This window comes from Pseudomonas sp. NMI542_15 (assembly GCF_021283425.1).
In the GTDB taxonomy this organism is placed as follows: Bacteria; Pseudomonadota; Gammaproteobacteria; order Pseudomonadales; family Pseudomonadaceae; genus Aquipseudomonas; species Aquipseudomonas fortuita.
The window spans coordinates 16,119-27,034 of sequence record NZ_JAJSRO010000039.1 but is presented as its reverse complement, the minus strand read 5'-3'; the positions used below and the strand labels follow the sequence as shown (position 1 = coordinate 27,034).

8 protein-coding genes are annotated in these 10,916 nt (G+C 64.0%); 6 read left to right on the top strand and 2 right to left on the bottom strand.

Translation table 11 applies throughout. The annotated features are described in order from the left end of the window. Nucleotides 1–223: 223 nt before the first annotated feature. Together LU684_RS29595 and LU684_RS29590 are read left to right on the top strand one after the other, a co-directional pair. A complete protein-coding gene (locus LU684_RS29595; protein ID WP_232895325.1) occupies nucleotides 224–1,801 on the top strand; it encodes an aldehyde dehydrogenase (NADP(+)) in 1,578 nt (525 codons plus the stop codon). Nucleotides 1,802–1,803: 2 nt separating this feature from the next. Next, complete coding sequence (locus tag LU684_RS29590) at nucleotides 1,804–3,051, top strand: NAD(P)/FAD-dependent oxidoreductase (protein WP_232895324.1); 1,248 nt, start codon at nucleotides 1,804–1,806, stop codon at nucleotides 3,049–3,051. A 118-nt stretch (nucleotides 3,052–3,169) separates the two neighbouring features. Here the strand turns inward: LU684_RS29590 and xenA are convergent, their stop codons facing one another. Further along, nucleotides 3,170–4,261, bottom strand: a complete 1,092-nt coding sequence (xenA, locus tag LU684_RS29585) for a xenobiotic reductase XenA (protein ID WP_016488622.1) — start codon at nucleotides 4,259–4,261, stop codon at nucleotides 3,170–3,172. Nucleotides 4,262–4,310: 49 nt separating this feature from the next. On the opposite strand from xenA, the gene LU684_RS29580 reads away from it, so the two are divergent. Beyond that, a complete protein-coding gene (locus LU684_RS29580) occupies nucleotides 4,311–4,646 on the top strand; it encodes an ArsR/SmtB family transcription factor (protein WP_016488623.1) in 336 nt (111 codons plus the stop codon). A gap of 86 nt (nucleotides 4,647–4,732) precedes the next feature. Here LU684_RS29580 and mqo read toward each other — a convergent pair whose 3' ends face one another. After that, nucleotides 4,733–6,370, bottom strand: a complete 1,638-nt coding sequence (gene mqo / locus LU684_RS29575; RefSeq protein ID WP_016488624.1) for a malate dehydrogenase (quinone) — start codon at nucleotides 6,368–6,370, stop codon at nucleotides 4,733–4,735. A gap of 332 nt (nucleotides 6,371–6,702) precedes the next feature. Here mqo and LU684_RS29570 point away from each other — a divergent pair, with 332 nt between their 5' ends. The 3 genes from LU684_RS29570 to LU684_RS29560 all read left to right on the top strand — a co-directional run bounded on the left by LU684_RS29570 (nucleotide 6,703) and on the right by LU684_RS29560 (nucleotide 10,903). Further along, entirely contained in the window at nucleotides 6,703–7,233 is a 531-nt protein-coding gene (locus LU684_RS29570) for a sigma-70 family RNA polymerase sigma factor (protein ID WP_210668662.1), read from the top strand. 4 nt (nucleotides 7,234–7,237) lie between these two features. After that, entirely contained in the window at nucleotides 7,238–8,203 is a 966-nt protein-coding gene (locus LU684_RS29565) for a FecR domain-containing protein (protein WP_023047027.1), read from the top strand. Nucleotides 8,204–8,461: 258 nt separating this feature from the next. Then, nucleotides 8,462–10,903 (top strand): TonB-dependent siderophore receptor, encoded by a 2,442-nt coding sequence (locus tag LU684_RS29560; protein ID WP_232895323.1) that lies wholly within the window; start codon nucleotides 8,462–8,464, stop codon nucleotides 10,901–10,903. The last annotated feature ends 13 nt before the right edge of the window (nucleotides 10,904–10,916 follow it).

The window sequence follows — 10,916 nt, the reverse complement described above, 5'->3', positions numbered from 1 at the left end:
GGTCGGCCGAGCAGAACATCGCCTGATTACCAAGGCCCCGCCGCGTTCTCTGTGGGAGCGGGCTTGGCCCGCGAAGCGGGCGACGCGGTGCCTGGCACCGGCTTTGCCGGTGTTCGCGGCACAAGCCCGCTCCCCCAATGATCGCGCAAGCTTCCAGCTATTTAGCAAGACAGTTGCTCCCACAACGCCCTTGATACCCGAATTCGATTCACAAGGAGGCTACATGACCCTCACAGGCAACCTGCTGATTGGCCAGACGCCGGTAACCGGCAGCCGCGAAGCCATCCGCGCCATCGACCCGGCCACCGGCCAGGCGCTGGAACCCGCCTACCTCGGCGGCACTGGCGAACAGGTGGCGCAAGCCTGCGCCCTGGCCTGGGCGGCGTTCGATGCCTACCGCGAAACCACGCTCGAACAACGGGCCCAGTTCCTCGAAACCATCGCCACGCAGGTCGAAGCGCTGGGCGATACCCTGATCGACCGCGCCGTGGCCGAAAGCGGCCTGCCCAAGGCTCGCATTCAGGGTGAGCGTGGCCGCACCTGCACCCAGCTGCGTACCTTCGCCCGGGTAGTGCGGGCCGGTGAATGGCTGGATGTGCGGGTGGACAACGCCCAGCCAGACCGCCAGCCCTTGCCGCGCGCCGACCTGCGCCAGCGCCAGGTTGCCCTGGGGCCGGTAGCCGTATTCGGCGCCAGCAATTTCCCGCTGGCCTTCTCGGTGGCCGGTGGCGACACCGCGTCGGCATTGGCTGCTGGCTGCCCAGTGGTGGTCAAGGCCCACAGCGCCCACCCGGGCACCAGCGAACTGGTCGGCCAGGCGGTGGCGCAAGCGGTGAAGCTGTGCGGCTTGCCGGCCGGGGTATTCTCGCTGCTGTACGGCTCCGGCCGTGAAGTCGGCATTGCGCTGGTCAGCGACCCGCGCATCAAGGCCGTTGGCTTCACCGGCTCACGCAGCGGGGGTATCGCGCTGTGCCAGGCGACCCAGGCACGCCCGGAACCGATCCCGGTGTACGCCGAAATGAGCTCGATCAACCCGGTGTTCCTGTTCGAGGCGGCCCTGCAGGCCCGCGGCGATGCGCTGGCACAAGGCTTCGTCGCCTCGCTGACCCAAGGTGCCGGCCAGTTCTGCACCAACCCCGGCCTGGTGATCGCCCGCCAAGGCCCGGCGTTACAGCGGTTTATCGACGCCGCCTGCAAGCACGTTCGCCAGGCTACAGCGCAGACCATGCTCACCCCTGGCATCTTCAGTGCTTACCAGGCCGGTGTCGGTGACCTGGCGGAAAACGCCAATGCCCGGGTGGCGGCCAGTGGCCAGGCCGGACAAGGCCCCAACCAATGCCAGGCGCAATTGTTCGTGACCGAGGCCGAAGCCTTCCTGGCCGACCCGACCTTGCAGGCCGAAGTGTTCGGCGCAGCGTCGCTGGTGGTGGCCTGCGCGAGCGATGAACAGGTACGCCGAGTGGCCGAGCATCTGGAGGGCCAGTTGACCGCGACCTTGCAACTGGACGATGCCGACATCGACAGCGCCCGCGCGCTGCTGCCAACCCTTGAACGCAAGGCCGGGCGCATTCTGGTCAACGGCTGGCCGACCGGTGTCGAGGTGTGCGATGCCATGGTTCACGGCGGGCCGTTCCCGGCCACCTCCGATGCCCGCACCACCTCGGTGGGCACGGCGGCGATCCTGCGTTTCCTGCGCCCGGTGTGCTACCAGGACTTCCCCGATGCGCTGCTGCCGCAGGCGCTGAAGCACGGCAACCCGCTGCAGCTGCGGCGCCTGCTTGACGGCAAACGGGAAGGCTGAGCATGGTCCAAACCCCTGAAGCCGATATTGCCGTGGTTGGCGCCGGCATTGTCGGCGTCGCCTGTGCCCTGCAACTGGCCCGCCAGGGCCGCCGGGTACTGCTGGTAGACCGTCAGTCACCCGGCCTGGGCGCGTCCTGGGGCAACGCCGGGCACCTGGCCACCGAGCAGGTGTTCCCGATTGCCGACCTGTCGATCCTCAAGCGCCTGCCGCGCATGTTGCTAGACCCGATGGGCCCGCTGCGCCTGGACTGGAAGTACCTGCCCAAGGCCTTGCCCTGGTTCACCCGCCTGCTGCTCAACCTGCGCCCGGCGCCGTTCCAGCGCAGTGTGGCCGGCATACGCACGCTGAACGAAGGCAGCCTGGGTGCCTGGCAGCGGCTGCTGGGCTCGATCGGGCGCAGCGAACTGTTTCAAGAGGATGGCTCACTGCTGGTGTTCGAGAAGCCTGAGTCACGCCAGGCACTGGAGGCGTTGCGCACCCGCATGCAACAGCAGGCGGTTCCGGTGGACTTCTGGTCGGCTGAAACCGTGCGCGAAGCAGCGCCGCAACTGAGCCCGTCACTGCTGGGCGGGCTGTTCTTTCCGCGCACCGGGCACTTCATCGACCCTTACCGGGTAGTGTGCGAACTGTTCGAGGCGGCCAAGGCCAGCGGCGTGCGCTTTGTCCAGGCGCAGGTCGATGGCGGGCAGTTGCACAGTGCCGGCGTGAGCCTGGCCAGCGACCAGGGCACGCTCAATGCCCGCCAGGTGCTTGTCAGCTGTGGTGCCCATTCTGCGAAACTGACCGCTGCGCTGACAGGCAAGCGGGTGCCGCTGGACACAGAACGTGGCTACCACCTGATGTTGCCGGGTGAGCACCAGCGCCTGCCGTTTGCAGTCACCTCGCTGGAGCGCAAGTTCATCATGACGCCCATGGCCGAAGGCTTGCGCCTGGCTGGCACGGTGGAGTTTGCCGGGCTGGAAGCACCGCCGAGCATGCAACGGGCGTGGCAGTTGCACCGGTTGAGCAAGGGGTTGTTCCGGCACGACTTGAGCATCGACGGGGCAACACCGTGGATGGGTTTCAGGCCTTCGTTGCCGGACTCGTTGCCGGTGATCGACAGGGTGTGCGATGGGCGGGTGCTGTTGGCGTTTGGGCATCAGCACCTGGGGTTGACCCAGGCGGCGGTGACGGCGGAATGGGTGGGGCGGTTGACTGAGCGGGCCGCGGGGCCAGAGGTGAGAGCCTACCGGTTGGATCGGTTCTAGATTCGGGGGCCGCCGGGCGGCCCATTCGCGGCACAAGGCCGCTCCTACAAAGAGCACGCGTTATCCTGTAGGAGCGGCCTTGTGCCGCGAATGGGCTGCATGGCAGCCCCTCCAAGCCTCAGCGATAACGCTCAAGCCAGTGTGCATACGGCGCCGGCAAGGTCCAGGAAGCTTTCTCCACCCCCAGTTCCTTGGCCGCAAAATACGCCCAGTGCGGGTCGGCCAGGTGTGCGCGCCCCACTGACACCAGGTCCAGCTGGTTGGCCTGCAGTGCCCCTTCCGCCAGTTGCGGCGTGCCAAAGCCCCACGCCGAAGTCACCGGCAGCTTCGCCTCACGGCGCACACGCTCGGCAATCGGCCCCATGAACGCCGGGCCCCACGGGATGTTGGTCTCGGGAATGGTGAAACCGACACTCACGCTCAGCAGGTCAAGGCCACCGGCCTTGAAGCGGCGCGCCAGTTCGATCGACTCTTCCAGGGTCTGCTCGTCACGGCCATCGTATTCCAGCACACCAAAACGCGCGGTCAAAGGCAGGTTCTCTGGCCACACTTCACGCACCGCAGCCAGGGTTTCCAGCAGGAAGCGGCTGCGGTTGTCGAAGCTGCCACCGTAGGCGTCGGTACGCTTGTTGGAGTGCTCGGAGAAGAAGCTCTGGCCCAGGTAACCGTGGGCAAAATGCAGTTCGATCCACTCGAAGCCGGCATCACGCGCTCGGCGGGCGGCATCGACGAAATCTTGCTTGACGCGGGCGATGTCGCCCAGCGTCATTTCGCGTGGCACTTTCGGCAGGTTCGCGCCAAAGGCGATGGCGGACGGCGCAATGGTCTCCCAGCCGCGGGCGTCATCGGCAGCGATGTGGTCGTCACCTTCCCATGGGCGGTTGGCGCTGGCCTTGCGCCCGGCGTGGGCGATCTGGATGCCCGGCACGGCACCAGCAGCCTTGATGGCCTGCACCACGGGTACGAACGCCTGGGCGTGAGCATCGCTCCAGATACCGGCACACCCGGGGGTGATGCGCCCTTCTGGTGCCACCGCAGTGGCCTCGACCACCAGCAGGCCGGCCCCCCCACGGGCCAGGCCGGCCAGGTGCACGTGGTGCCAGTCGTTGATCATGCCGTCTTCGGCCATGTATTGGCACATCGGCGGAATGGCGATGCGGTTACGCAGGGTAACGTCTTTGAGGGTATAGGGTTCGAACAGTGCGGACATGGGAAACTCCGGGTTCATCTGAATACTGTTGTTCGATCATAATCGAACTATGGCAATTAGTGAAACCCCCGTTATCATGTCGGCCATGCGAGCCTATAAACATCCCAACGCTGAAGACCTGATTCTTGAACGCCTGCTCTATGCGCTCAGCGACCCCGTGCGCCTGGAAATCGTCCGCCATCTGGCCGGCGTCGCCGAAGCCAGCTGTGGCGAGCTGGACGGGGGGCGGCCCAAGTCGAGCATGTCCCACCATTTCCGCGTGCTACGTGATGCGGGGTTGGTACATACCCGCAATGTGGGGACCACCCACATGAATTCGCTGCGCAGCGAAATGCTGGGCGAGCGGTTTCCCGGGCTACTGGAATGCATCCTGCGCCAGCGATGATGTTTGCCGCACGCCCTGGCGGTTAGTGAAGCGCCAAAAAAAAACCACGAGGTCACCCCCGTGGCTTCTTTCACAACAATGGCCGATTACAGCGCCATGTCGTTCTCAGGCTTGCTTTCAACCGGCTGGCTTGCCGCGCCACCGAAGTCAACGCTGGCGTCGATCACCGGTGGTTTCTCCAGCTGCAACACTTCAGCGGTGTAGTTCCACTCTTTCTGGGTGGCCGCTGCCGAGTCGTTCAGCTTGGTGCCGTAGCTCGGCACGATCTGTTTGATCTTGGCCTGCCACTCTGGGGTAGCGACCTTCTCCTTGAACACGGTTTCCAGCACGGTGAGCATGATCGGCGCAGCAGTCGAAGCACCGGGCGAGGCGCCCAGCAGGCCGGCAATGGTACGGTCTTCGGACGCAACCACTTCGGTACCCAGCTTCAGCACGCCGCCCTTGTCGGCATCACGCTTGATGATCTGCACACGCTGGCCGGCCTGCCACAGGCGCCAGTCTTCCTTCTTGGCATTCGGGAAGTAGGTGCGCAGGGCTTCGAAACGGTCATCGTCAGACAGCATCAGCTGGCCAGCGAGGTATTCCACCAGCGGGTACTGGTCGATACCGACCTTGGTCATCGGCCACACGTTGTGGGTGGTGGTGCTGCTCAGCAGGTCCAGGTACGAGCCATTCTTCAGGAACTTGGTCGAGAACGTGGCGAATGGGCCAAACAGGATCACGCGCTTGCCATCCAGCACGCGGGTGTCCAGGTGCGGTACCGACATGGGTGGCGCGCCGGTCGAGGCAATGCCGTAAGCCTTGGCCATGTGCTGCATGGCCACGGTCGGGTTCTCGGTCACCAGGAACGAGCCGCCCACCGGGAAGCCTGCGTATTCCTTGGCTTCAGGAATACCCGACTTCTGCAGCAGCTTCAGTGCGCCACCGCCGGCACCGATGAACAGGAACTTGGCATCGGTAGCCGATTCAGTACCGTCCTTCAGGTTCTTGTACTCGACGTGCCAGGAGCCGTCCTTGTTGCGGGTGATGTCTTGCACTTCGCTGGAGAGCTTCAGGTCAAAGTTGTCCTGGGTCTTCAGGTGGCCAACCATCTGGCGGGTGATCTCGCCAAAGTTGACGTCGGTGCCGATTGGCGTCCAGGTCACGGCCAGCTTCTGGTTCGGGTCGCGGCCTTCCATCATCAGCGGGACCCACTTGGCGATCTGCGCGTGGTCCTCGGAGTACTGCATCGGGCGGAACAGCGGGCTGGCCTGCAGCGCGTCGTAGCGCTTTTTCAGGAACTTGATGTTGTCATCGCCCCACACAAAGCTCATGTGCGGTGTGGTGTTGATGAACGAGTGCGGGTTCTTCAGCACGCCCTGACGGACCTGCCAGGCCCAGAACTGACGGGAAATCTGGAAGGCTTCGTTGATTTCGATGGCCTTGGAGATGTTGACGTTGCCGTCTTTGTCTTCCGGGGTGTAGTTCAGCTCGGCCAACGCGGAGTGGCCGGTACCGGCGTTGTTCCAGCCGTTGGAGCTTTCTTCAGCCACGCCGTCCAGGCGCTCGACCATTTCCATCGACCAGCTTGGCTCCAGCTCGTGCAGCCACACGGCCAGGGTGGAGCTCATGATGCCGCCGCCGACCAGCAGCACGTCTACTTTTTTGGTTTCTGCGGCGTGCGCTTGCATGAAGCTCGCAGCGACAGCCAGACCCAGCAAGGTCTTGCCAGCTTTCTTGAACATTGATCTATTCCAGTCAGGAGAACGGAGGGAGGGCCTGTGGCTGGCCCAGGTGTTCCGTGTTCTTCAGCGCAGGCTTGTTGTTGATCATTGTTCGGCAGCCAGAGAACCAGAAAACGACTCGGCCTATTGTCGAATTGACCGACAGGGCTGAATCGTTTTTCTGATTGTATCCGAAATGCCAGCGCAAACAAATTGCCGGTCCTCGCGTCAAGGTGACGGGTTGTCCCAGGGGATGCCCGCAAGCTTTGCAGTGATTGCAGTATTTTTCTGGCGCCCCTAATATTGAGATCATTTCTCATTCGCACCAGTATGCGCTTGCGCCGGATGCCGCCGTGGTTTCGATCCCAGAGTTGAACACCTCGCTCCATAGCCTGTACCACAGCCACTCACGCTGGTTGCTCGGCTTTCTGTATCGCCGGCTGGGCAGCCGCTGCGATGCGGCCGACCTGGTGCAAGACACCTTCGTGCGCATCCTCAAGCGCCCACAGCAGTTCGACGGCGAACGTGGTGAACGCTCGTACCTGGCCACCATCGCCCGCGGCCTGTGCGTGGACCACTGGCGCCGGCAGAAGCTGGAACAAGCCTGGTTGCAGCAGTTGGCCTTGCAGCCCGAGGCCCTGCAGCCCTCCCCCGAACAGCGCGCGATCATTGTCGAGACCCTGCACGAGGTGGACGCAATGTTGCAGCGTTTGCCGGGCAAAGTGCGCCAGGCATTCCTGCTGGCGCAGATCGATGGCCTGGCCTACCGCGATATTGCCGCGCACGTCGGGGTAAGCGAACGCATGATCAAAAAGTACCTGGCCCAGGCGTTTGTGCATTGCGCGATTCTTGAAGCCGAACTCGACGGCTTGCTGGTGGAGTGACGCCATGACCTCGCCCGTGCACAAACTCAGCCACGCCAGCCTGCAGCAAGCCGCACACTGGTACGTGCAGTTGCAGGACGAAAACGCCGCACCGCAGTTGCGCACGCAATGGCAACACTGGTTTGACCAGCACGGCGACCATCAGGCGGCCTGGCACTATGTGCAACGGGTCGGCCAGCGTTTTGCCCCGTTGCAGGCCGAAGGTGCGGCTGCGGGCCGGGCACTGCGTGAGCACGATGCGCGTCGCTTCACCCGGCGCACCGGGCTCAAGTCGCTGCTGGTGCTTGGCGCAGGCTCTCTGCTTGGCTGGCGGGCGTGGCACGGCGCGCCGTTGTCGGGCTGGGGTGCCGACATGGCCACCGGCATTGGTGAAGTGCGCGAAACCCGTCTGGCCGATGGCAGCCAGTTGTGGCTAGGGGCGCAGAGTGCCGTGGACACGCAGTTCTCCACATTCAGCCGGGTACTGCGGCTGCGCTTTGGCGAGCTGCTGGTGGAAACCGCCCACGACCCGCGCCGCCCTTTCTTCGTCGACACTGCGCAAGGCCGCATGCAGGCCCTGGGAACACGCTTTGCAGTGTGCCAGCTGGGCGAAAATACCCGGCTGGATGTATACGCCGGCGCTGTTGAGGTATGCACGGCGCAAAGCGGCGAGCGCTGCATCGTGCCAGCGGGCCAGCAGGTGGACTTTAGCGCTCAGGCAATCAGCACCACCCGCCCGGCCCAAAGCGCCGGCGAGTCGTGGATTTATCACCGTCTCAATGCCGAAGACATGCCATTGGGGCATTTGCTGCAAACGCTGGGACGCTATCGCCACGGGCACCTGGGTTGGCACCCGGATGTCGCCAAGCTGTCGGTGATGGGTGCCTTCCCGCTCAACGATACCGATCGCGCACTGGCCTTGTTGCAAGCGGCATTACCGGTGCGGGTGCAGCGGCTGACGCCTTGGTGGGTCACAGTCGAGCCGGTTTGATACCGGTACATCGCGCTGGGTTCTTCGCGGGCATGCCCGCTCCCACAGATGCGGTGTGAACCCGCAGCCTGCGTAGTACCTGTGGGAGCGGGCAAGCCCGCGAAGCAGGCGACACGGTATTTGGATCCCGCTGTGCCGGTGCTGGCAAATTCGTTGGAGCCGGTCAAAAAATCTTCCAACCCGGTTCCCTTTTTCCAATCTCGTTCGGTTAACCCGGCATAGAGCTTCCAACTCACCCTACCGATTCCAGAGACCAGCATGCCGACGCCCTTCCACCCCGCGTTCCGCCTGGCGCTTGCCGCGCCACTTTCGCTTTTTGCTGCCGCGCCACTGATGTTGCCGGCAACCCTGGCCCACGCCGAACAGGCGGCCAGCGCCGAAACCCGCTTCAACATCGCCCCCGGCTCGCTCACCAGCGCCCTCAACCAGTTCAGCAGCCAGGCCGGCATCTACCTGGCCGGCAGCAACGAACTGGCCGCCGGCAAGACCAGCCAGGGGCTGCAGGGCCGCTACAGCGTCGCCCAAGGCCTGGCCCGGCTGCTGCAGGGTAGCGGCCTGCAAGCCGTGCCCCAAGGCAGCGCGGGCTATGTGCTGCAACCGCTTGCCGATGGCACCGCCCTACAACTGGATGCCACGTCGATCAACGCCGCTACCCTGGTCGCCAGCGACGGCCAGGGCGACAGCGGTTACCGCGCCGTAGCCAGTGCCACTGCCAGCAAAACCAGCAGCGCCCTGGCCGACACCCCGCGCTCGGTTTCGGTGGTAACCCGCCAGCGCATGGATGACCAGCAATCGCAAACCCTCACCGAGGTGCTGGGCTATGTACCAGGCATTTTCTCGCCGCCGTTTGCCGGCGGTGATGGCCAGGCGGGTGACCTGTTCTTCATCCGCGGCTTCAATGCCACCGACTATGGCTACGGCCTGTTGCGCGATGGCCTGCGGGTGCAGGGCAACCGCTACGACACCAGCAGCGAACCCTACGGCCTGGAGCGGGTGGAAGTGTTCCGCGGCCCCACTTCGATCCTGTATGGCGAAAACGCCCCAGGTGGCGTGGTCAACCTGGTCAGCAAGCGGCCTACTGCCGACGCGCGCGGCGAAGTGCAACTGAGCTACGGCTCGCACAACCGGCGCCAGTTGGGCGTCGACGTTTCCGGCCCGCTGACCGATGAGGGGAATGTGCTCGGCCGCCTGGTGATGATGGGCCGCAAGTCTGACACCCAGGTCGACCATCAACCCGACGACCGCATGTACATCGCGCCGTCGCTGACGTTGAACTTCGACGACTTCAACAGCCTGACCGTGCTGGCGACCTACCAGCGCGACCGCACCTTGATGGAGCTCGGTTACCCGGCCGCAGGCACACTGCTGCACAACCCCAACGGCAAGATCGACAAAGACCAGTTGTCCGGCAACCCGGACTGGGACAACTTCGAACGGGAAACCTGGAGCCTGGGCTACGCGTTCAGCCACCGTTTCAACGACACTTGGCAGTTCCGCCAGAACTCGCGCTACATGCAGTCGCGCATCGACCGCCAGGAAATGTGGCCAGGTAACCTGAACAATGGCGGCTTCGGCACCACCCTCGGCAACACGGCCTACGACCGCTACAACAAGTCCATCGCCTACTCGCTGGACAACCAGTTCGAAGGCCACTTTACCCGCGGCGCGTTCGACCACACCTTCCTGATCGGTGCGAGCCTGGACCGCACCTCGTTCAACCAGGATTGGGACGCAGGCAACGGCGGCACCATCAATGTGTTCGACCCGGTGTGGAACGGCACGCCGAGTACGCCCCTGCATGTGCAGAACGCCTTGCTCGAACAGACCATGTACGGCCTCTACAGCCAGCTGCAAACCAAGGTCGACAACTGGGTACTGCTGCTGGGCGGGCGCCTGGACCGGATCAACAGCCAGTTCCGCAACAAGGCCGGGACCCTTAACGCGCAAGCCGACATGGACAGCTGGGACAGCAAGTTCACCTGGCAGACCGGGGTGATGTACCAGTTCGAAAACGGCCTGTCGCCGTACTTCAGCTACTCCACGGCCTTTGCCCCGACCCAGCAGACCGAAAGCAGGAACGGCCCGCTGGACCCCACCACCAGCGAGCAGTACGAAGTGGGCATCAAGTACGAACCCAAAGGCTGGAACACCGCCTTCACCGCGTCGGTGTACGACCTGCGCAAGAAGGACGATGTACTGTTCGATTCCGCCGTGGGTGACTACCGCCAGATCGGTGCCAGCCGGGCCAAGGGCGTGGAGCTGGAATTGAACAGCGACCTGAGCGAAAACCTCAACCTCACCGCCGCCTACACCTACACCGATTCGCGTATTACCAAGGACGTGGCCGGGTCGCTGTATGAAGACCACCAAATGACCGGCGTGCCACGCAACCAGGCTTCGGTATGGAGCACTTACCGCTTCCGGGACGGGCTGTTCAAGGGCCTGCAGATCGGGGGCGGCGTGCGCCATTTCGACAGCACATTCGCGTACACCCCGGCGAGCCTGTACGGCAAGCTGGATACCGGCGATGTCACGCTGGTGGATGCCAAGGTCGGGTATGAGATCGACGAAAACTGGTCGGTGGAGGTCAATGCCCGCAACCTGTTCGACAAAGAGTACGTGGCAGGCTGCAACAACGCCGGGCGCTGCTATTGGGGTGAAGAGCGCACACTGCTGGGAACCGTGTCGCTGCGCTGGTAAACCGCCCTCAAAC